This window comes from candidate division KSB1 bacterium (assembly GCA_034506395.1).
GTDB lineage: Bacteria > Zhuqueibacterota > Zhuqueibacteria > Thermofontimicrobiales > Thermofontimicrobiaceae > Thermofontimicrobium.
Window position 1 is genome coordinate 51,821 of sequence record JAPDPQ010000012.1, and the last position, 21,902, is coordinate 73,722.

Consider the following 21,902-nt stretch of genomic DNA (forward strand, 5'->3'; position numbering starts at 1 on the left):
ATTCCATGCTAAAAGCCATTTTGCGACTGACGAAGCAATCGTTGATCTATGGCATGGGACAGGTGTTGTCCAAAGCCGTTATCATTATTTTGCTGCCCGTTCATACCAATAAGCTGCTCCCTGAAGAATACGGTGCTTTCAACCTCCTTTTGCTGTTCATCGGCTTCATGGCGATTATTTATTCCTTTGGGCTGAACACTGCTTTTTTGCAGTTTTATATCCTCGAACCAGATCGGCGAAAAAAGGATCAATATTTTGCCACAGCGTTTCTGGCAACTTTGGTGTTGGCAATTGGGCTCTCGCTGATCACATACAGCTTTCGGGCCCAGTTATCGGTTTGGCTTTTTCAGGACCAACGATACCAGGACATCATGGCCATTGTCGTTGGCATCTTATCGCTGGATGCATTCATCCTGCTTGCCAAAAATATCCTTCGCGCTGAGGAAAAGTCGGTGATTTATGGAGTGGTGAGCTTGTTAAATGTGGCTATAAACTGCGGTCTCAATATTCAATTCGTAGTCAAATATGGCATGGGGCTGAAAGGGATTCTCTTTGCTAACTTGCTCGCGTCTGGGATCACTTTTATGATGCTGCTACCGCTCACCATTCGGCATATGCTTGTCCCTGCCTCCCAAGAACTCTTAAAGAAGATGCTGAAATTTGGGCTGCCATTTTTGCCCTCTGCCCTGGCTATCTTTTTGATCGATTCAGTGGATCGAAAATTCATCGAGAAATATCTCGGCATGGCGGCGGTTGGGATCTATGGTGCTGGCTACAAGATTTCATTAGTGATCAAGTTGTTCATCAATGCGTTTAATGTCGCTTGGGTGCCGTTCTTTTTGAGTCTTGCGAACGAACAAAACGCGAAACAAATCTTCGCGAAAGTGATGACTTATTTCACTGTGCTTTGCAGTCTCATCTTTTTATTTTTTGCGATGTTCATGCAGACTATCGTTCGTTTCAGACTGTTTGGATATACAATCGTTGGCAAAGAGTACTGGGCTAGCTTACAAATAGTGCCCGTGGTCATCCTGGCTTATATTTTCTTCGGATTCTATCTTAATTTTCAGCCTGGCGCTTTTCTGACTGGTAAAACGAAGTATTTCGCCCATATCAATGTGATCGGGGCTGGTGTGAATATCTTGGCGAATATGATACTCATCCCTTGGTTCGGATTGATGGGCGCTGCTTATGCAACTTTGATCGCTTACTTCGTGATGGCGATATCACTATATCTTATCACTCAGCGGATTTATCCGATTGAATATGAGCAGATAAAATTGATCAAAATCGGATTGATCACTGGTTTGATTGTGCTCTTGGATCATTGGGTAAAAGTGCCTTTTCAATTGATCTTTCAATTCCTCTTATTGGGGCTATTTTTGGTACTGATCTACGTGTTCAAAATTTTTGATGCCCGAGAGATTAGAAGCCTGAAAGGCCTCATCAACAAATTTTATGGTAAAATAAGCTTTCGTTAACATTAGAACAGCTCGATCGTTCCGAGTAAACCATGATGGAGGGGGATTGATATGCGAATCGTGAGGGTTCTGTTGCTCGGCACATGGTGGATGCCTTTGATTGGCGCAATGGCCCAATCTGAACGCCCGCCATTTGACAGCGTGCGACTGGATCGGCCCTTGCCCCAAATATTTCGGGCTGGAGAAATCTATATCTTGCGGGGAGCGTTGATCGATTCGACGAGAGATTTGCTGATGTCGGCAGCCTTGCAATTATTGGAAGGGACAGAAGATTATCATAAAATTGTTGAGACAAAAACGCATCATGGTCGTTTCGCATTAGCCCTTCATTTCCGATATGCTGGCCTCTATGGTCTCAGTTTAAAGGCCAATTACCAATTGCTCGGAAGCCTGCTTTTAAAAGCTGTGGAGCCTTTAAAACCAGATTCATTGCCGTTGTTTCCAATCGTCGGTTTCAGGATGTGGAGTGATAATTTCCAGCCCATGCTCATCTGGCAGACGCAGAACGAGTTGGTGCATTTGCAGATCCAGCAGGGTGGCCGAGAGAAAAGCTTTATTATTTCCAATCAAAATGGTTCATTTCAAATCGATCCGCAGGAGCTGGTGGGTTTCAGCCAGGCTGACGCGCTCATTCGGGTTCGCGGGGCCCGCTCATTAGATGGAAGTTGGTACGAGATGGCATCGGATTGGGGACCATGGCAACAATTATCATGCATCTTGGTAGAGAATATCCCGCCAGTGATCGATGCTGTGGTAAAGTTTAACGAGAAATTTGATCCGAGCACAACAGTCGAAAGACGATTGAAATTGGATCTCACCATTCAGGCCTATTTTCAACCCGATGCTTATATCAAGCGACCTGATGGTCGAGTGGATATCGTTCAATTGCGATCGAATAAGCGTCTGACTGAATTTTCGATTGGCAAGGATGCTATTTCTGCATATCCGGAAGGAAAATGCTGGCTGGAATATATTCCGCGCTTTTATGGAGTCTATCAGCTCGAGATCAACGACGCCTATGGCAAAGCATTATTGAACGTCCCATTCTACTGTGGCAACTATTTTCCGATATTGCCGCCACCCAAAATTGCTATCCCGCAGAGTCTTGAAAAGCTCGATCTTCAAGAAAGCCGAAATCAGATGCTTGATCAAATCAATTCTATACGTCAGCGATTAGGGTATCGGCTTCTCTCGCTGGATCCTCAATTAACGGCTCTGTCTCAGTATTATGCCGATCGAATGGCACGGGAAAATTTTTGCGCGCATGTGGCACCGAAAGATGGAGAGGTGTTAGACATGCGGCGCAGGAAGTTCAAAATCATCGAGCGTATTAAAGAAAATGTTGCCAAAGCGCCTTATCTGGACCAGGCTTTTTATAGTTTAATCACCAGTCCCGCCCATTATGCAGCTATGATCGATTCTAACATGACGAGAGTTGGGATTGGGATTGCCGTTGATGAGACTCGGCATATTCTGGTGGCTCAGCACTTCTCGACAAACCCATATTTTGATGATCAGGCTGAGGAATTTTTGACATCGCTTTTTCAAAAAATGAAAGCGATCCGAGGGGACTTGACCTGGTTAACAAATCCGCCAAACCAACCAAAAGTTACCACAGCCACATATCATGCAGCATCGCCTGAAAAGATCGAACAGTTGATTCTAAGTCCCAAGGGTCAGCGGATCTGGCGCCATCCCAACGTTGGGGCAGTCCATTTCCTCAGCTTGATCCAGACTGCGGATGGATTCAAATTGGAGATAGATTTCTATCCGCCAACCAAAGAACAATAACCTGCCGATTTTATGACGAGCCTCTCATGACCTAATTACCAGTCGATCTGAGCAAAGCTTTGAGATTTGACAGGGATTGTGACCGAGCCCCTTGGGAGTTTGCGGAACTTTGCAAGAGCTTGTTCGGTTGGTTCTTGAGGTCCTGCACGATAGGAATGAGATATTTCATTTTTTAAGCTGCACGAGCTCATCTGTTTTTTTGAAGTCATTGTATTCATCTTGGTGGAACTTTATTCATTGAGGTCGTATAAGTGTCTTGGCCCTGTTAAAAAGCCGATCATTTTGAGGCAGATCAGCCAAGCTTTCAAAGCAATAAAAGTACACTAAACAGAGAGGTGGTTCATGGTTAACAAAAATCGTTTCAGTATTACAGTGCTATTCATTATTAGCTTGCTTCTCTTACCTTTTGCTTTCACGGACGTTCAATCCACCCCAGACGAAGGGATGTGGACGTTCGACAATCCTCCAATAAAACAGTTGCAGGAGAAGTATGGTTTCACTCCGACTCAGCAGTGGCTGGATCATGTGCGGCTGGCCAGCGTCAGGTTCAACGACGGCGGTTCAGGTTCATTCGTAAGCCCGAATGGTCTGGTGCTGACCAATCATCATGTGGCGATGGGACAACTCCAAAAGATGTCCACAGCCGAAAGAAATTATGTCGCCACCGGTTTCTATGCCAAGACTCTGAAGGACGAGGTGAAATGTCCTGATTTAGAGTTGAATGTGCTTTATGCCATGGAAAATGTGACTGATCGGGTATTAGGGGCGGTAACCTCGGGCATGAGCGAGCAGGAAGCGCTTAAGGCGCGTGAGGCCGAGATAGCACGAATCGAAAAAGAGTATTTGGATAAGACTGGCCTGACCTGCAATGTCGTTTCACTCTATCGTGGCGGAGAGTATTGGGCATACCAATACAAGCGCTACACCGATGTGCGGTTGGTGATGGCGCCCGAGCGACAGATCGCCTTCTTTGGCGGCGACGATGATAACTTCACCTATCCGCGCTACGATCTGGATATGGCCTTTTTCCGCGTCTATGAAAACGATCGGCCGATTAGTTCTCCGCATTATTTGAAGATCAATGCCAAAGGGGCGGAAGATGGCGAACTGGTTTTTGTTTCAGGGCATCCTGGTTCTACCAATCGGCTTAATACTTATGATCAACTGGTGTTTCAGCGGGATGTGCAATACCCGATGATGCTTAAGATGATCAACAAGCGATTGGAGATTTTATATAACTATGCCAAGCAAGGTCCAGAACAGCATCGTCGCGCTTTGGGCCAGATATTCGGCCTTGAGAACGGCAAGAAAGCTCAAACTGGGGAGTACCAAGGATTGCTGGATGCGCGAGTGATGGAAAAGGCACGACAGGAAGAATTGGCGTTTCGACAGAAGATCGACGCTAATCCCGAATGGCGCGAGCAATATGGCTCGGCTTGGGATGCTATCAGCCAGGTCATTGCTCAGCAGAAGCAGGTTGCTCAGCAGCGGTTTTATCAGCGGATGGCGTTGAGTTCTCGTTTCTATAACATCGCCAACCAGATCGTGTTCTATGTAGCTGAGGTTACCAAACCCGATGAAGACCGCCTGGATGGGTATCATGATAGCCAACTGGAGCAATTGCGCTATCGTTTGTTCTCTCCAGCGCCGATCTATAAAGACCTAGAAGAGGCTACCATGAGCGGGATGATGCAACTGGCACTGGATGAATTAGGACCAGATGACCCTTATCTCAAGATTATCCTCGATGGTCGTACACCGCTGGAAGTCACCCAGGAATTGCTCGCTAATACCAGGCTGGATGATGTCGGATATAGAAAATCGCTGATCGAAGGCGGAGCAGATGCGGTTGCTCAAGCAACCGATCCTTTCATCGTACTGGCAAGGAAGTTTGAGCCTTTGCAGCGACAGCAGATTGAAGATGATAAGAAAAATTTCCAAAGCATCCTGATCCCGGCCAGCGAAAAGATCGCCCGCGCCCGATTTGCGGTTTATGGCAAAGAAACCTATCCTGATGCCACTTTCACCCTGCGGCTGTCTTATGGCGTGGTCAAAGGCTATCCGATGAACGGGACCAAGGCCCCCTATAAGACCACCCTATATGGCCTCTATGATCGAAGCCTAAGCTTCAACGAGCAAGATGCCTTTGCGCTGCCCAAGCGCTTCTGGGATCGAAAATCGAAGCTTAATCTTGCTACCCCAGTCAATTTCGTGAGTACTAATGACATTATTGGCGGCAACTCCGGTTCGCCAGTGATCAACAAGAACGCTGAGCTGGTCGGCCTCATTTTCGATGGAAATATCGAAAGCCTGGTGGGAAGATTTGTGTACGATGACACCACCAATCGCGCTGTCTCGGTCCATAGCGCGTTTATCATCGAAGCGCTCAAAAAACTCTACGATGCCGATGCGCTTGCGAAAGAATTGGGATATTAGCAATCGAATCTCTCAATGATGGCTTAAGGGAATGATGGGATAATGGAATGATGAAAAATGAGGTCCATTATTCCATCATTCCAATTCATCATGAACTGAGTTGTCCGACCGAGCTGGTTCGATCTCTTGCCCTTTATCGATTCTTAATGTGCAACCGCCCAACTTCGCTAATCACTCGATTTGCCAATCGCCCAATCACCTAATTTTTCATTGGCCCAAAAACAGGTCTCGGCCTTTGACCAGAGCATAGATCTTTCGATCTGCAACGGAACGTTTCAGCATCCAGAAACCACAATCGGGATGGACATAGCGAATGCGATCGATGCCGCATTTTGCCATCGCCTTTTCGATGCGTTTGGCCACTTCATCTGGAGTCTCGATGTGGTTTACTTTGATATCTATTACTCCGATGCCCAGTTGAATCCTGGGATCAATTTGAACCAAGGCATCCCAATCGCTTTCTGGTCGATGCGCCAATTCCAGCACCAGATGATCGGCATGGAGGCTATTGAGAAAGCCGATGAGCGCTTGCCACGTGCCGCGTTGAATGGTTTGGCCGCCGTAGTTGCCGAAGCAGAAATGAACCGCTTTCTCAACAGAAATTGCATCCAGTACCATATTAATCGCCTTAGCGGCTAACGGACCATCATTGGGATTGCCAGGGATATTGGCCTCATCAACCTGGACGCAAGCGCAAGGCAAGCCCTTCACTTGTTCGACCAGGACATCTGCTATCGCCAGTGTCAGCCTTTCGAAATCATGGTAATAGAAATCGAGCAAAGTCCTGGCCAACATGTATGGGCTGGTCACCGTGAATTTGAATGGACCATTGGCGACCGCCGCCGCCCGTTCGCAGTCAGCGAGTAAGTTTAGACCTCCTTCGTGAATCGGACCGATGACTGCACCTGCTGGTTTAGCACGAAATGCCACCTCCGATTTTTGTCGAAATTGCTCATGTTGTGAGCGGCCGATCTGGGTGGTGATGCCAGCCATTTTACCAATAAAATAGTCGATCATCCCATTGGTGTCTGGATGGTTGATGTCGAAGCGATATAGTTCCCCATCGGTGGGCAGATCAATGCCAGCTTGGCGTTGAATATCGAAAACCACTCTGGTGGCATCGACCAGCGCCTGTTCGCTGGGATGGGCTGCCAACCAATCTGGGACAGGATAGGAGCCAACTGTTGTCGTCAAAATTGTCTCTTTCATAGGTCTTTCAATCCTCAAATTATAATTGGCAGAATCTAAACGTTTCTATCCCAAAAATCAACTGAAAAATTTTGATATTGAAAATCACCTGTATTGCGTCACCGCCAATTTTATTGCTTGCATTTTTGTCATAATATTAGTATTTTTGCACCGCGAATGATCAATTATTTGAAAAAAATAACTGGAGAGGTTTTATGGATGTCTTGACCCTGTCCCGTATTCAATTTGGTCTTACTATCGCGTTTCATTACATCTTTCCGCCGATGAGCATCGGGCTGAGCATAATTCTGATCATCATGGAGGGGATGTATCTCAAGACGAAAAATGAGCTTTATCATCAAATGACGCGTTTCTGGGTGAAGATTTTCGGATTGATTTTCGCCCTTGGCGTTGCCTCAGGGATTGTTATGGAATTCCAATTTGGCACCAATTGGGCGACTTATTCTCGGTTTGTTGGCGATGTGTTCGGAAGTGCATTGGCGGCTGAAGGAATCTTTGCGTTCTTTCTGGAATCTGGTTTTCTGGCCATTTTGCTTTTTGGATGGAACAAAGTAAAGCCTCGAACCCATTTTATTTCGACAATCATGGTCTCTTTTGGCGCCCATTTCAGTGCAATCTGGATTGTGGTGGCCAATTCCTGGCAACAAACCCCGGCTGGACATCAGATTGTTGGTATTGGATCAACGGCACGGGCCGAGATCGTAAGCTTTTGGCAGATGGTATTCAATCCATCGTCGATCGATCGACTTGCTCATGTGTTATGTGGCGCATGGCAGGCTGGCGCTTTTCTGGTGCTCAGCGTCAGCGCCTATTATTTAATCAAAAAACGACATGTTGACTTCGCTGAACGGTCGTTCAAAATCGGTTTAGTTGTGGGGGCAATTGCCTCGGTGCTTCAATTGATCAGCGGTCATTACAGCGCCATCGTGGTGCGCAAATATCAACCTGTTAAACTTGCTGCCTATGAAGCCCATTACCCAGAAAAAGAACCTGCCCCGTATCATTTGATCGGTTGGGTCGATGAGAAAAACGAAAAAGTCTATGGGATCAGCGTCCCAGGTTTGTTAAGTTTCCTCTTGAGCGGTGATCCGAAAGATCCAGTCATTGGACTGAGCTCCTTTCCTCCAGAGGACCGGCCACCGGTTGCTGTGGTATTCCAAACCTATCACGCCATGGTGATCATCGGTGTCGGGCTAATTGCCCTTTCTTGGCTGGGCTTATTCTTATGGTGGCGGAAAAAGCTATTTGATTATCGATGGCTGTTATGGATCTTTGTGTTGTCAGTATTAGGTCCTCAATTTGCCAATCAATTGGGGTGGTTTTCGGCGGAGATCGGCCGGCAACCATGGATCGTTTATAACCTTCTGCGCACTGAGGAGGCCTATTCCAAAACCGTAACCGCTCATGAAGTCATTACCTCTTTGGCAATTTTCGGCATTATTTACCTGATGCTAACCGTGCTGTTTATTTACTTGTTGAACGATAAAATTCAACATGGCCCGGTGGAAGATCAAGTGAAGGAGGGACATTTAGCATGAGTATCGCATTCGATTTAAATACCATCTGGTTTGCCTTGGTTGGCGTTTTATTCACTGGCTACGCGCTACTCGATGGCTTTGATCTCGGGGTAGGTGCCCTTCATCTGTTTACCAAAACCGATCGTGATCGTCGGCTGCTCCTGAATGCCATCGGCCCAGTGTGGGATGGTAATGAGGTTTGGCTGGTGACTGGCGGCGGCGCGCTGTTCGCAGCGTTCCCTCGGGCATATGCGACCGTTTTCTCCGGTTTCTACATGGCGTTCATGATCTTCCTATTCGGCTTGATCTTTCGCGCAGTTGCCATCGAATTTCGCAGCAAGCAACCCATGCGCTGGTGGCGGCAAACCTGGGATATCAGCTTCAGCGTGAGCAGCATTCTCTCCAGTCTGGTACTTGGAGTCGCGCTCGGTAATATCATCTGGGGCATACCGCTGAATTCAGAGGGAGATTATATTGGATCATTCTGGGGACTGTTTCATCCCTATTCGCTGCTTGTGGGAATCACCACGGTCGCATTATTTATGATGCACGGCGCGATCTATGTAGTGTTGAAAACCGAGGGTGAGCTCCACGACAAAGTTCGCGGCTGGGTGAATAACACCATCATCTTCTTCATCATTTGCTATGTGACCACCACCATGGTGACGCTGATTTTCGTCCCTCACATGGTCTATTATTTTCGCGAGCAACCAGTGCTTTTTATCGTCCCATTTCTGAATATGTTGGCGATTGCTAATATCCCGCGGGAGATTATTCACGGGAATGACTTTCGCGCTTTTCTATCATCCTGCGCCGCGATGATCGCGCTAATGACCATTTTCGGGATTGGCATGTATCCTAACATCGTGCTCTCGCGTCCAGATTTCTCAAACAGTTTAACGATCTACAGCGCCGCATCTTCGCATAAAACGCTGAGCATCATGCTGATCATCGCCATCATTGGGGTGCCGTTGGTATTGGCATATACGGTGAGCATTTATTATATTTTCCGCGGGAAGGTCAAACTGGATGCTTCCAGTTACTAATACCGACTTGTTTTCATCATAAAAGTGGATTTGATTCTATTCAATGAGAACGAACATCCAACCATGGAGTGGATTGATATTTTTTTGGAGAAAGCATGACCTTTTTGAAAATTCCGATGGCGAAGGTCGCTTGGCTGATATGCGCGGGCTGGATGCAATTTTGCGTACCGGGTCTCATTTCAGCCCAAGATTCGCTAATGACTTTATTGAGCGATGAATTAAATCGCGAGCTTGCAGTGCTTCAACAGGAAGCAATTCCCCCGTATTTTATCAGCTATACCGTGAGCGATGTACATAAAACTAGCGTGAGCGCCTCATTTGGCACCCTGACCAATGCCAGCAGCTCGGACTCGCGTCTGCTGATGGTGATAGTTCGCGTGGGCGATTATCGATTCGATAATAGCCATGAGCTCCGAGGCGATTTTTTTGATATCTCTTCTTTTGGAAGCCGAAACGTGGAGCGCATTACGCGCGAGAATTCTCCGGAAGCGATCCGCATGGCTATCTGGCGATTGACAGACCAACAATATCGTCAGGCAGTAGAACAATATCAGCGGGCGAAGGCGAATGTCGCTACCAAAGTTGCTGCTGAGGATACCTCTGCCGATTTCTCGCGCGAATTGGAAGTGGCAGTTTTTTATGAGCCAACCATAAATGTCAAAGCGGTGCTGGGTGACCGATCCATTTGGGAACAAAAGGTCAAAAAATATTCAAAGGCATTTTTAGAAAAGAAGCAGATTTTCGGCGGACAGGCCAGCTTCAGCTTTTCAGTGGAACGGAAATATCTCGTTACCAGCGAAGGGACGAGGATCGCTCAAAATGCCGTGTTTGCCCAATTATATATTTCGGGCTTCATCAAGGCAGATGATGGCATGGAATTGCCGCTCTATAAGAGCTATGCAGCTTCCCACCCGCAGGACCTTCCTGGGGATGAGCAAATTTTAATGGACGTAGCGGCAATGATCAAGAAGCTGGAAGCGTTAAGAAACGCTCCTTTGGTAGAACCTTATACAGGTCCAGCAATTCTCTCGGGCCGATCCGCTGCAGTGTTCTTTCATGAAGTATTCGGCCATCGGATCGAGGGGCATCGGCAGAAGAGCGAGGAAGAGGGGCAGACTTTTAAGGACAAGATCGGCCAACTCATCTTGCCGGAGCATTTGCAGGTCACGTTCGATCCGACCCTGCGAAGCTATCGCGGATTTCATCTCGTTGGCCATTATCAGTTTGACGATGAAGGGATTCAATCGCGTCGGATCGCTGTGGTGGAAAATGGTATTTTCAAATCGTTTTTGATGTCGCGTTCGCCGATAGAAAATTTCCCCCGGTCCAATGGTCATGGGAGAGCCCAAGCTGGTTATGTACCCCTGTCACGACAATCCAATATGCTGATCGAATCAACAGCGCCGCTCTCGGCCCAGCAGCTCCGAGAAAAACTCATCGCTGAATGCAATAAACAGGGCAAGCCGTTCGGGCTGCTGTTTCAGGATATCGAAGGCGGGTTTACCATCACTGGGCGAGATATGCCCAACGTGTTTAATGTCATTCCCACTGAGGTCTATCGCGTTTACACCGATGGCCGGCCAGATGAATTGGTTCGCGGGGTGGACTTGGTTGGAACACCGCTGGTGATGTTTTCGATGATCTCGGATGCCAGCGACCAATATGATGTATTCAATGGCATTTGTGGCGCCGAATCCGGCAATATCCCCGTATCTGCGATGGCTCCTGCACTCCTTGTCACCCAAGTCGAAGTTCAGAAGAAAAGCAAATCGCAAGAGCGACCGCCAATTCTGGAACGGCCAGACATTAGAAGAATTTTCAAAAAGTAACCAATAGGCCCTTAATCATTTTGAATGGTTTCATTGAGAAATTTTCGCCTATCAATTCGAATGCCATTTTTTTCATCCCAAGCGGATCAATTTGCTATTAATAAAACGAGGCGATCTTTGCAAATTGTGGGGACAGTTCGTTCTGAACCAGTAATGATGGAGTGAAATCCCACAAATTGCGAGGACTCACAAATTGTTTTGTTTATCGGCATGTCAGACTTGTTCCTTTTTGCTTTTTCAGGAGCGCATAGACATCTGCAGAAAGAGTGATATTGAATAGATTCGTGTCACTGGTGCGCATTTAGGAATCCCTGATAGCTTTCAAATTAAAAATCCAAGAGATCCTTGCATTCTCAGGCGTCGCGGCCAAATTTCAAATTCTTTGAATGTTCCAAAATCTTGAAGTGCCTATTTGAAAGGATCAAAGATCGCCTCCATGGAATTGACCAGAGGCAATCTGATTAACGATAGAGCCACGGATTAAAAATTTAAAAGGTAAACATGAAAAATATAATTAGACGGATTACCCTATTCATATCGATGCCGCTAATTTTCATTGCATCTATTTCTGCAAAGACTGAGACGACGCACGACATCATCTTATCTGCCATGAAAGATGAGTTGACCCGAAACCTGCAACAACTGCAATTGGAAAGTCTGCAGCGGCCATTTTTCATTTCCTACACGGTTCGCGATTTCACATCCGTTTCGATTTCGGCAACGCTTGGCGCTCTCATCGAATCGGAGGTAAGCCCATTGCGCAGCTACAATGTGCGCGTTATGGTTGGAAATTATCAGATGACCGATGAAAATTTTCAGGACTCAGCGCCGAGCGACTTTCAAAGTTCATTACTGCAGGGCATGGATGAATTGCCGATTGAAGATGATTATTATGGTATTCGACGTGCGCTGTGGATCTCGACCGATCGGGTATATAAAAGCGCATCGGAAAAATATGAACGAAAAAAAGCAGCCCTGGAACAGCAGGAGCTAAGTGAAGAGGAACGTTCGCTGGAGGATTTCAGTCGGGCGCCTGTCGTAAAATATCGCAAACCAGCGCCGGAGTTCAAATTCGACCGAGCTCGCTGGGAGGGCATCGTCCGACAATTGTCGTCGCTATTCAAAGCCTACCCAGATATTTACACGTCTCAAGTTCGATTCAATTTAGTTCATGGCGATAGCTATTTCATCAACAGCGAGGGCACTGAGGTGATCCAGCCGTTCAGGCTGGCTTCCATTATCGTTAATGGGTCCGCCCAAGCGGTTGATGGGGATTGGCTTACCGACACATTCTTTTTCATCGGGTTCAGCCCAGATGAACTGCCATCACTTCCGGTGCTGAAACAGGAGACAATCTCGTTGGTTGAACGCTTGTTGGCATTGCGCCGTGCTCCAGTTTTCGATGGTGCTTATACTGGACCCGTGATGTTTGAGGGCACAGCGGTGGCTGAATTGATGTCCCAACAATTGTTTGAGCGACCTGGTGGGTTGCTCGCTTTCCGCAAGCCGGTCACTGCTGCAATCGGGCGCTCCCAGCCTTTACCCAGTCAATCGCTCGAAGATAAAATCGGCACCCGCATTCTCTCTCGAGACCTGACCATTGTCGCACGCCCAACGCTGAAAAGTTTTGCAGGGACAAACCTCATTGGGAGTTATGAAATCGATGAGGAGGGCGTAGTCCCACCAAATGAAATCTTATTGGTTGAGAATGGCATTTTAAAAATGTTATTGAGCAATCGTACCCCAACACTCAAAATCAAATCTTCTAATGGCCATGAACGGCCAATGTTCAGCCTTGGAAAATTTGCTGGCAGCCGACTCGGGCCAAGTGTGATCGTCATTACCAGCAACCAAGGGAAAACAGCGGCTGAAATGAAAACTGAATTGCTCAAATTGGCCCAGCAGGAGGGGCTGGAATATGCTATCATCATCCGCAAGATGACTTTTTCGCTTCGGACAGCAATGGTTTATCGGGTTCGGGTGGCTGATGGTAGCGAAGAATTGGTCCGTTCGGCAAGCCTGGGTCGATTGGCTGTCAGCTCATTGAGGCGCATCTATTTGGCAAGTTCCGAGCAAATCTTATATCAAAAGGGCGGCATTCCCGCCTCCTATATCGTTCCTAATGCGCTCATTTTTGAGGAACTCGAGCTCGAACAAGAGAAACGATCGTTTACGCCAAAGCTTCCGGTGGTGCCAAGCCCGCTGCTGACGAACCAGTAACGCCAGAACCTATTCCCTCCATTTTTTTGGGACATCGGCACGATAATGAAGATTGAATTGTAATTGATATGGAGCGAGGATGAGGATCTATTTTTCAGCGTCGATCTCTGGTGGCAGAAAATATCTAGATATTTATAAAAAGATCGTAGCTTATTTAAAGGAGCAGGGGCATCAGGTATTAACAGAGCATATTGTGATCGACAATATTTTCGATTTTGAAAATCAGCTCAGTCCGCAAGCGATCTTCGAGCGAGATATTCAATGGCTAAATGAGTGCGATCGCGTGGTCGCCGAGGTCTCAAACCCTTCGTTAGGGGTGGGCTATGAGATCTGCTATGCGTTGGAGCATCGCGTTCCAACTCTGTGCCTCTATCAACCGGGAATTTTCGTGAGCCGCATGATCATCGGAAATACATCTCCATATCTGACATTGTACGAATATCGGAACGAACCGCTTTTATTTCAGCAATTGGATGAATTCCTCGGCCGAGCCAATTTGAAAGCTGCTTCAGATTGAATCGAATGGAATGATCAATTCTTTGCTGGGTCAAATTGGAATTTGAAATTCGCGCTGAACCGTTCAAGTATTCGGTTTTCAGTTTGCCAGCAAATTCGAGGATCAGATCGAGACATCGATCGCTGGTTTGCTTGGTAAAAGCTCCTTGCCAAATTGGTCAATATGCTGTTTTAAATCCTCATTTGTTATCTGATCATAATCCACCACATCGAAAAAATAGGGCATCAGAGTCTCTTCGTTCAGAAGATATCGAATCTGAGTAATAATTTCGTGGGTGATGTTTTTGCCTCTGATAGCGATATCTACATCTGAGCCGCTCTTAAAATTTCCCATCGCGCGCGAGCCGAAAATAATTGCCTCCTGGACTTCTGGGAAAGAAAAGATAATTTGCGTTAGCTGCTTGATCTCATGTTCTCGCAGTCCGAATCTCATCCCTGCGCCTCAGGTTGTAATTTGTCATAAAGCTGCCTGATGATCGGCAGATAGTTTTCTCTGATCACCCGTTCGATCTGCAAAGCGAACGCTTCATCATAAATGTGCGTTGTCAAATTGCGATCTTCTAATGCTCGCAGCCAGGTCTCCCCGTCGGAGATTAACTCGATTTGGAACGCTTGCTTGATCGTCTCTCGTGGCGTTTTTACCAAAAAACCCAGCGATTCGAGATAATCTTTCATTGTTTTCCAGGAGAGCTCGAAGGCAATTTCAAAAAACTGAATCAAACCAGCTCGCTCTATTTCTGATAGTTGTTGGACACGTGCCGTTCGCTCCAAAAGCTCAAAAGCTTTTGCGAAGTTTTGAAAGCGTTGTTTCCAGCGCATTTCTTTTGGATTCATATTTTCATCCAGACATTGACAGAGATGCCACTCATGGCATGATCAGCCCAATTTGAGTCGTTTAAGCGTCGACCAGAAATGTAGGAACTATTTATCGCTATCAAAGCTTCATTCCACCATTAATGTAAACCGATGGAAGTTTAGCCCTCGAGATAAGCTATGTCCTAAAAATTTGATGATGTATCGAATCCGATGTGCGCTTGACGTCCTGGCCTGCCAGCGAATTCAGGCATCCCATCTGCTTTTGTACATTCAAGATCATAATTAGCTCTGAATGCCTGATTTTGCATGGATAGAAGCACTGATTTTGTAGCTGATTTCACCGCAAAAATCATTTAAACAGCCTAGCCAAGAAATCCAGCAATTTGCCTAATATCCCTCGCTCGCGGCCACTTGGGATGTACACATCATCGGTTTCATCGATATAGACGATGCCATCGCCATCCTCATCCTCATATTCGCCAGGAGGAATATCCGCGCCAGGGACAGATACAGAGGTCAGCGCACGTCGAAAGCGATCCCAATCGAACAACGGGCCTGGGTCTGGCTTCCAGGGAGAGACTTCCTGATGGCCGCGAATCAGTTCGATCGGGATATTAAATTGCCGCATCTTCTGTCTGACCAACCAGATCAGCGCTTCGTATTGAAAAGCTGTATAAGGAACGATTTGACCATCCCCTTGCAGCTCAATGCCGATGCTCCATCGATTTAAACTTTCGCGCAATTGACCTCGAATGACCCAGCTACTTTTGCCGGCATGCCAGGCCGTGTCCTCATCCCGCACCATCTGAACGATCGGCCGTTCGACACGAGCGATGATGTAATGCGCCGAAGCCTGATTGGTGGTTCGCCACACCGCTGGCTTGAACCAGTTGATCGTCCCCTCGAAGCTGTTGATCATCCCATTGGTGCTGCCGGTATGATGAATGATGATCATGGCGTTTTCAATTTTACCGGGATCAAAAAATTGACTCTCTATCCATTGTATCTGCATTATTGGCCTCCTATGTTCGGTTGGCAAATTAATTCTGTCTTATTCAAAAAATAATCAGATTTAAAAACGATCTTTATTTCCTGTTCAATTCCATCATATCATCAAGCCACCAGTCCACGATTCTTTGGTTCATCTGTCCACGCATCACGCTTGAAATAGCTTGGTGATCTCGTCCTGATGAAACAGGGGTAGATCGATCTCATCGTTGTCGATAACGAGCTTGACACCATATTCAACTGGCATCACTTTGCCGATGTTTCGAATTTCGATCTGATTTTTTTTTAAATTTTCGATTATTTTGCTGGTGAAGTGCGGATCGACGACGATCAGCAGCGCCCCAGAAGCGATTGCTCCCATTGGATCAATATCATATTGATCGCAGAGCAGCTTGGATTCTGGCAGGATCAGGATCTCGTGCTCGAAAATTTTAAGTCCCAAGCCGGTAGCGATCGCTAATTCGTGGAGCCCCATGGCTAGTCCGCCTTCGGTGGGATCATGCATGGCATGGACGCCGCCGATCTCAACTGCCAGCTTTGCATCTTTGATCACACTGATCCCTGGATCATATAGGAAATTTCGGCACTTTTCCACCAATTCTGCAGAATAGAGCTGGGTTAACGGCTCAGCTTTTTCTCGAGCGATGATCGAGGTGGCTTCGATGGCGATCCCTTTGCTTAAAAGCACGTCATCCCCGGGACGGACGTTCTCGCCGGTGACCAGCGATCCTTTCTCTGCAACCCCTAACATCTGGCCGACTATAATAGGACGATCTAAGCCATAAGTGATCTCGGTGTGTCCCCCGCAAAACAAGATATCCAGCTCCTGACACGCGGTTTGAAGCTGTGAAAAGATATTCTCAACTAAGAGTCTATCCGACTTTTTCTCAGGCAGCAGGACGGTTGCGAGGAACCATCGGGGAATTCCTCCCATGCAAGCGATATCGTTGGCATTGACATGAATCGCATAATGGCCGATACTCTCGGTTACGAAAGTGATGGGATCGGTTTTCGCGATCAAATAAAAATCGCCTTGGTCAATCACCGTGGCATCCATGCCAACTTTAGGCCCAACAACCACGGTCTCGTCTTCCATGGTGTATTTTTCCAGCAATTCCGAGAGGAACGACGGAGCTAATTTGCCAACGGGTAGAACGTCCTGCGGATCGATCATGATTGGATCTCCACCTCAAATGTCACGGTTCCGCCACCCGTCCATTCGCATGGGTCCAGACATTGTACGTAAGCGCGATTTTCATCACGCTTGTTCAAACCAATAGCTATTGGCGCAACGCCATGGGACAGCGCCACATGATACGGCAAGAGCGAAGCGAGTGAATGAAGACAAATCCGGCGGGCTTTTTCGGGATTGATAATATATCCCTGCTCTAACCAGAAACAATCTCCAGGATGATAAATTGGACAAAAGCCTCGCACATCCCTTATCGTGATTTTGAGATCATATCCCATCGGATCGCTCCAAAAAAATTGATCTAATTCGGTGCGCTCGACTCGAGAGGAAACCTTTGTCAATTAAACTTTTTTATTCTCTAATTTGGGCAACTTTTTCTTTGCTGCTAATTTCTCATATCAATGCCATCATGGCTTCGAAAAACACTGGTTAATATATCAAAATAATTCGTGTTTGTCAATCAAAAATAAATAATATTTTGTTCTTGCATTTTTATGTCTGTTTTGTTATAATAAGCTGAACTTTTGAAGAGGTAGAAAAAATTTTTTATGTAGTAAAGACTCTTGTGAAAAGAAATGGTTTCAAAACTCAGTAATTGCCTTGTTTGAACTGAGAGATAACATGTTGAGCCGCCTGAAGATGTTTTCTCAAGCGATCGGCTCTGCTACTTCAAAGCCAATGACATTCCCAATTTCAATTAATTGAGCCCCGCTGATGTTTTGCTCAATGCGCATAAATCCGCTGATCTTTGGAATAGGCAAAATTTAATTCGCATTTCAATAAATCATTACGAGGGAGCGATTTGATGACTGATACTGTGCTTGCTAAGCCGCACCATTCTCCTGAATTTCGTCTGCGCCGTTTTCTAAATTGGTTTCCTATGGGTTTGACCTACGCCTTTCTTTACATGGCTCGCTACAATTTGACGGTCTCCAAAAATGCATTGGGCGACTTAATGTCCAAAAGCGATTTCGGATTGATCTTTGGCATTGGCACCTTTACCTACGCGTTTGCGTTTTTGTTGAATGGTCCCTTAACCGACCGGATTGGGGGAAAAAAAGCGATCTTAATTTCCGCGTTTGGCGCCGCTACCATGAATCTCTTCATGGGGCTAACTCTCTATTTGCTGCTTGCCCAGCAGGTAAAGCTGAATCTGCTGATCGTTTTTTCCATCTGTTATATGCTAAATATGTACTTTCAGAGCTTTGGGGCTGTGGCGATTGTCAAGGTCAACGCTTCGTGGTTTCATGTGCGAGAGCGGGGGGTGTTCGGCGGAATTTTCGGGGTGCTGATCTCATTGGGGCTTTATTTCGCGTTCGACTGGAGCGAAGCGGTCGTTCGTGCGACCATGGTCAATGTGCCTGCCAAATTGAACTTTCTCGAAGCAGGATTGCGCCGCCTCATTGGTGCGACCAACGCCACTGTGGATCAAACATGGTGGATTTTCTTTGTTCCTGCCATCATCCTCTATTTATTCTTTATCCTGGAGAGCTTCATTTTGAAAGATCGTCCCGGCCAAGCTGGGTTTGCAGATTTTGATACTCATGATGCCTCATCAGGCGAAGAAGACAAAAAGTTCCAGTTGAAAGAGATCTTAACACGCATTCTCACCAATCGCGTGATCATTATTGTCGCGATCATCGAAATGTGCACTGGGGTCCTGCGACAGGGCATTATGCATTGGTACCACATTTTCGCCAAGGAGGAGCTCGGATTAGGGCCTACCGATTTCATGCAAGCTCATTGGGGGTTGATGCTCATGATTGCTGGAGCCAGCGGAGGGATGCTGGCCGGTTTCTTATCGGATAAGATTTTCGGTTCTCGTCGGGGGCCAGTGGCTGCGCTCCTTTATGGCGCCATGATCCTTTCTACCATTATCATGGCGTTCGTGCTCTATCAACCGCTTTATCTCGCAATCCTGGTGACTGTTATCTCATTTAGCGTCATCGGCACCCATGGCATGTTATCTGGGACTGCCACCATGGACTTTGGCGGCCGGCGGGCTGCGGCCACGGCGGTCGGATTGATCGATGGCGCGGTTTATTTGGGGACAGCCATTCAATCGGTCTCGTTGGGATTTCTGACTGAAAGAAACTGGCATTATTGGCCTTTGTTTCTGATCCCATTTTCGATTTTTGGATTTCTTTTGGCCTTAAGCATCTGGCACGCGTTTCCAAAAGGTCGAAAAGCTGGCCATTAAAGGTCATTTAGAGCAAAAATTTTCAAACTTATTTCGCGGAGGGAGTATGAAAGTTTTTGTGAGTTCTACTTATGAGGATCTGAAGGAATATCGCGAGGCGGTGCGCGATGCCATCATCTCTCGAGGCTATCAGCCAATTATGATGGAGTACTTTACACCCGAAGGAACAGAACCGCCAAAACCGGAATGTCTTAAACGGCTCAGAGAAGCTGATATCGTCGTAGCAATCTATGCTTTTCGTTATGGACATATCTTCGAAGGCGATGATAAATCCATTACTGAATTGGAGTACGAGCTGGCAGTTAAAAAGAAAAAGAAGATCTTCTTTTTCATGCCGCATAAAGATCTGGCCAGACGATGGCCCAAGGCATTTCGAGAAGAGAACGAGAAGCTTCGGGAGTTTCGAGGAAAGATTCAGCGTGACCATTATGTCCAGTTTTTTCGAAGCAAAGATGATTTAAAATTTTTGGTCTTGAAGACCCTGCCCCACGATCTGGAAATAGACTTAGAAAAGGCCTTAAATGATGCCCGCGATGAAACGAAAAATGTTCCTCCTCAAAAACAAATGGAGATCATTGACCAACTGATCGCGGCCAACGAGGAAGGACGTCTCAGCGATGAAGCTTTGGCAGTCAGCTCTCGGCTCATTACCAGCAATTTCAAGACGTTTGATTCCTCTCTCAAGCTATCGCTTGTTCATGCGACGAATGAGTTGCTCACTGGCAGTTTGACAGTTGGCGATTACGAGAAAATAGCCAATCGTTATACGCGCTGGAAACAATTGAAGCGGAAGCTGAGGCGGGTTGCGGGGCCAGCTTTATTGTTTCTGTTGATTGGTTTCTTTATTGGATTTCTATCCTACCGCTATAACTGGTTCAATGCCCGAGTCAAATATCTGGCAGCTAAAAATACCAACCCGATGGATGTGGTAGAATGGCTGGCAGAAGAAAAGGTGGGTGAAAATATCAATTTCGATGATGTCGCCAGCCCCGGCACTTTGAAGGCGATCATCGGTCTCAGCTTCGCATACGAATTGGATCCTAAAAACCAGGAACTCCGATCCAATCTGGAGCGATTGCTCCGGGATGTGCGGCGCGACATGCGCCAGAGGTTCACTCCGCCAGAACGACTGCAAAACGATTTGCTTGTTTTAAACAAAATATATGAATATGTACCCTATGCTGGAATTCGAAACGTTGCTGATTCGCTGAAGCCACGAGTTGATCTGATTCATCTGGACCAGCAATGGGCCAACCCCGAGGTCAGTGATAAAACTTTGCTGAGCGGTTACCAGGCGGTGCTTCGAAACTATCGGAACCAGATCGATGCCGCTGGAGTGCAGCGGAAAATTGACGAGCTGTCCCAATCTGTCGCTCGATTTGAACAGATTAAAGCCATGCAAGCTTCGGATACCGTGACAATTACCGAACAATCGAAGCTTTGGCAGGATTATATCGCCGGCCATCGGAACAGCCCAGAGCGGGCTTTCGGGCAAAGCGAGATCGATCGGATCAAAGGGCTCATGGATGAATATGCCAGCATTTCAGTGGAGGATGCCTTTGTCGTGTGTCGCAGTGTAGTGGATCTGAATCCTATCGGGAAAGCAGATCATTTTCCCGTCGGCAATGTCTGCGCATGGGCCAAGGTCCGAGCTCCTCGGGCAGAGGTTGTGGTGTTTAAATGGTTCGCCAACAATTCGCTCTACCATACATTTAATGTGAAAGTTGATCGCAACCTCGAGGCCGGCTATCGCGTTCATTCGGCGAAGAACTATGGCTCAGAATATCGGGGAAGAAACGAAGTGCGGCTCTACAATAGTCAAAATCAGCTCATAGGACGGAGGGTATTTTATGTCGGATAAAATCAAGAAAACGACTTTTGATGTGATCATCTTGACCGCCAGACCAGCAGCAGGTAAATCGGAAGTGATCGATTATTTAAAAAAGACCGATGTGGCAACCCGGAAAAGGCGCTTTCATATCGGCGAATTTGACGAGATCGACGATTTCCCGTTCGTCTGGGACACATTCGTCATCGACGATATTCTGACCAAGCATGGCCGGCCAAGGTTGTTCACGGATGAGAGGTATTATTTCAAAGACCATTTTATCTGGAATTTGTTTATCGAGAAGATCAATGTTTCTTATGCGAGAAAATTGGCCTACGATCCAAATTATCATGAGAGCCATACGGCGATCATCGAATTCGCGCGTGGCGGAGAGAATGGCATCGGTGAAGCGCTGTCGTATTTGAGCGATGATATTTTGAGTCGGGCGGGGATCTTTTATATCGATGTCTCTTATGAGGAATCTGTTCGCAAGAACCGCGCACGGAAACGACCTGGGCAAGAAGATTCGATTTTATTCCATTCGTTGCCAGATGAGAAGATGGAGTTCTATTATAAGATCAACGATTGGGAAAAGTTGACTCGGGATGATCCGGAATACATCAAAGCCAAAGGGTTTCGGGTGCCTTACGCAGTATTTAAAAATGAACCAGATTTGACTACTGCCGATGGCGAGCCATTGGGATTTGCGCTGGAGGAAACGTTCGGTCGCCTATGGAACATCTGGTCCAGAAACCGATGAGCGATTTTCTTGTTGCTTTTCTCTAAGTGGATAGGAAAACTTTTTGCCAGAAC

Annotated in this window: 17 protein-coding genes; 11 read left to right on the plus strand and 6 right to left on the minus strand. The window is 46.7% G+C overall.

Translation table 11 applies throughout. The annotated features are described in order from the left end of the window. The first annotated feature begins 5 nt into the window (after positions 1–5). The 3 genes from ONB37_09755 (at position 6) to ONB37_09765 (ending at position 5,708) form a co-directional block, all read left to right on the plus strand. Positions 6–1,481, plus strand: a complete 1,476-nt coding sequence (locus tag ONB37_09755) for an oligosaccharide flippase family protein (protein ID MDZ7400435.1) — start codon at positions 6–8, stop codon at positions 1,479–1,481. A gap of 51 nt (positions 1,482–1,532) precedes the next feature. Next, positions 1,533–3,272, plus strand: a complete 1,740-nt coding sequence (locus tag ONB37_09760; GenBank protein MDZ7400436.1) for a CAP domain-containing protein — start codon at positions 1,533–1,535, stop codon at positions 3,270–3,272. A 342-nt stretch (positions 3,273–3,614) separates the two neighbouring features. Then, positions 3,615–5,708, plus strand: coding sequence for a S46 family peptidase (locus ONB37_09765; GenBank protein MDZ7400437.1), 2,094 nt, complete (start codon positions 3,615–3,617; stop codon positions 5,706–5,708). Positions 5,709–5,915: 207 nt separating this feature from the next. Here ONB37_09765 and ONB37_09770 read toward each other — a convergent pair whose 3' ends face one another. Beyond that, the gene (locus tag ONB37_09770) at positions 5,916–6,917 is read right to left on the minus strand and encodes a cobalamin-independent methionine synthase II family protein (protein MDZ7400438.1); all 1,002 of its coding nucleotides are present in this window, start codon (positions 6,915–6,917) and stop codon (positions 5,916–5,918) included. Between the two features lie 194 nt (positions 6,918–7,111). Between ONB37_09770 and ONB37_09775 the strand changes: the two genes are divergently transcribed. From ONB37_09775 to ONB37_09795, 5 genes are all read left to right on the plus strand, one after another. Further along, a complete protein-coding gene (locus tag ONB37_09775) occupies positions 7,112–8,455 on the plus strand; it encodes a cytochrome ubiquinol oxidase subunit I (GenBank protein MDZ7400439.1) in 1,344 nt (447 codons plus the stop codon). After that, positions 8,452–9,480: a cytochrome d ubiquinol oxidase subunit II gene (gene cydB / locus ONB37_09780; GenBank protein MDZ7400440.1), complete on the plus strand. Its 1,029-nt coding sequence runs from the start codon at positions 8,452–8,454 to the stop codon at positions 9,478–9,480. Before ONB37_09775 ends, cydB begins: the two co-directional genes overlap by 4 nt. 95 nt (positions 9,481–9,575) lie before the next feature. Beyond that, positions 9,576–11,309: a metallopeptidase TldD-related protein gene (locus ONB37_09785; protein MDZ7400441.1), complete on the plus strand. Its 1,734-nt coding sequence runs from the start codon at positions 9,576–9,578 to the stop codon at positions 11,307–11,309. Between the two features lie 501 nt (positions 11,310–11,810). Continuing rightward, positions 11,811–13,529, plus strand: a complete 1,719-nt coding sequence (locus ONB37_09790) for a metallopeptidase TldD-related protein (protein ID MDZ7400442.1) — start codon at positions 11,811–11,813, stop codon at positions 13,527–13,529. A 79-nt stretch (positions 13,530–13,608) separates the two neighbouring features. Further along, positions 13,609–14,046: a nucleoside 2-deoxyribosyltransferase gene (locus ONB37_09795; GenBank protein MDZ7400443.1), complete on the plus strand. Its 438-nt coding sequence runs from the start codon at positions 13,609–13,611 to the stop codon at positions 14,044–14,046. A 102-nt stretch (positions 14,047–14,148) separates the two neighbouring features. Here the strand turns inward: ONB37_09795 and ONB37_09800 are convergent, their stop codons facing one another. From ONB37_09800 to ONB37_09820, 5 genes are all read right to left on the minus strand, one after another. Then, complete coding sequence (locus tag ONB37_09800) at positions 14,149–14,478, minus strand: nucleotidyltransferase domain-containing protein (protein MDZ7400444.1); 330 nt, start codon at positions 14,476–14,478, stop codon at positions 14,149–14,151. Continuing rightward, a complete protein-coding gene (locus ONB37_09805; protein MDZ7400445.1) occupies positions 14,475–14,879 on the minus strand; it encodes a nucleotidyltransferase substrate binding protein in 405 nt (134 codons plus the stop codon). Before ONB37_09805 ends, ONB37_09800 begins: the two co-directional genes overlap by 4 nt. A 331-nt stretch (positions 14,880–15,210) precedes the next feature. Then, positions 15,211–15,873, minus strand: coding sequence for an N-acetylmuramoyl-L-alanine amidase (locus ONB37_09810; GenBank protein ID MDZ7400446.1), 663 nt, complete (start codon positions 15,871–15,873; stop codon positions 15,211–15,213). Between the two features lie 144 nt (positions 15,874–16,017). After that, the gene (locus tag ONB37_09815) at positions 16,018–17,043 is read right to left on the minus strand and encodes an AIR synthase family protein (protein MDZ7400447.1); all 1,026 of its coding nucleotides are present in this window, start codon (positions 17,041–17,043) and stop codon (positions 16,018–16,020) included. Next, positions 17,040–17,339 (minus strand): TIGR04076 family protein, encoded by a 300-nt coding sequence (locus ONB37_09820; protein ID MDZ7400448.1) that lies wholly within the window; start codon positions 17,337–17,339, stop codon positions 17,040–17,042. Before ONB37_09820 ends, ONB37_09815 begins: the two co-directional genes overlap by 4 nt. Positions 17,340–17,866: 527 nt before the next feature. Between ONB37_09820 and ONB37_09825 the strand changes: the two genes are divergently transcribed. From ONB37_09825 to ONB37_09835, 3 genes are read left to right on the plus strand one after another with little or no spacing between them, the layout of a single operon-like run. Beyond that, positions 17,867–19,261, plus strand: a complete 1,395-nt coding sequence (locus ONB37_09825; protein MDZ7400449.1) for an MFS transporter — start codon at positions 17,867–17,869, stop codon at positions 19,259–19,261. Positions 19,262–19,307: 46 nt separating this feature from the next. Continuing rightward, positions 19,308–21,122 carry a DUF4062 domain-containing protein gene (locus tag ONB37_09830; GenBank protein MDZ7400450.1) on the plus strand — a complete coding sequence of 605 codons (1,815 nt, stop codon included), beginning with the start codon at positions 19,308–19,310 and terminating at the stop codon, positions 21,120–21,122. Continuing rightward, positions 21,112–21,849 carry a hypothetical protein gene (locus ONB37_09835; GenBank protein MDZ7400451.1) on the plus strand — a complete coding sequence of 246 codons (738 nt, stop codon included), beginning with the start codon at positions 21,112–21,114 and terminating at the stop codon, positions 21,847–21,849. Before ONB37_09830 ends, ONB37_09835 begins: the two co-directional genes overlap by 11 nt. Positions 21,850–21,902 lie beyond the last annotated feature (53 nt).

Coding starts and splice junctions, on each gene's coding strand:
- ONB37_09835 (MDZ7400451.1), top strand. CDS start 21,112: ATGTCGGATAAAATCAAGAAAACGACTTTTGATGTGATCATCTTGACC.
- ONB37_09825 (MDZ7400449.1), top strand. CDS start 17,867: ATGACTGATACTGTGCTTGCTAAGCCGCACCATTCTCCTGAATTTCGT.
- cydB (MDZ7400440.1), top strand. CDS start 8,452: ATGAGTATCGCATTCGATTTAAATACCATCTGGTTTGCCTTGGTTGGC.
- ONB37_09775 (MDZ7400439.1), top strand. CDS start 7,112: ATGGATGTCTTGACCCTGTCCCGTATTCAATTTGGTCTTACTATCGCG.
- ONB37_09785 (MDZ7400441.1), top strand. CDS start 9,576: ATGACCTTTTTGAAAATTCCGATGGCGAAGGTCGCTTGGCTGATATGC.
- ONB37_09790 (MDZ7400442.1), top strand. CDS start 11,811: ATGAAAAATATAATTAGACGGATTACCCTATTCATATCGATGCCGCTA.
- ONB37_09815 (MDZ7400447.1), bottom strand. CDS start 17,043: ATGATCGATCCGCAGGACGTTCTACCCGTTGGCAAATTAGCTCCGTCG.
- ONB37_09820 (MDZ7400448.1), bottom strand. CDS start 17,339: ATGGGATATGATCTCAAAATCACGATAAGGGATGTGCGAGGCTTTTGT.
- ONB37_09755 (MDZ7400435.1), top strand. CDS start 6: ATGCTAAAAGCCATTTTGCGACTGACGAAGCAATCGTTGATCTATGGC.
- ONB37_09800 (MDZ7400444.1), bottom strand. CDS start 14,478: ATGAGATTCGGACTGCGAGAACATGAGATCAAGCAGCTAACGCAAATT.
- ONB37_09795 (MDZ7400443.1), top strand. CDS start 13,609: ATGAGGATCTATTTTTCAGCGTCGATCTCTGGTGGCAGAAAATATCTA.
- ONB37_09770 (MDZ7400438.1), bottom strand. CDS start 6,917: ATGAAAGAGACAATTTTGACGACAACAGTTGGCTCCTATCCTGTCCCA.
- ONB37_09805 (MDZ7400445.1), bottom strand. CDS start 14,879: ATGAATCCAAAAGAAATGCGCTGGAAACAACGCTTTCAAAACTTCGCA.
- ONB37_09765 (MDZ7400437.1), top strand. CDS start 3,615: ATGGTTAACAAAAATCGTTTCAGTATTACAGTGCTATTCATTATTAGC.
- ONB37_09830 (MDZ7400450.1), top strand. CDS start 19,308: ATGAAAGTTTTTGTGAGTTCTACTTATGAGGATCTGAAGGAATATCGC.
- ONB37_09760 (MDZ7400436.1), top strand. CDS start 1,533: ATGCGAATCGTGAGGGTTCTGTTGCTCGGCACATGGTGGATGCCTTTG.
- ONB37_09810 (MDZ7400446.1), bottom strand. CDS start 15,873: ATGCAGATACAATGGATAGAGAGTCAATTTTTTGATCCCGGTAAAATT.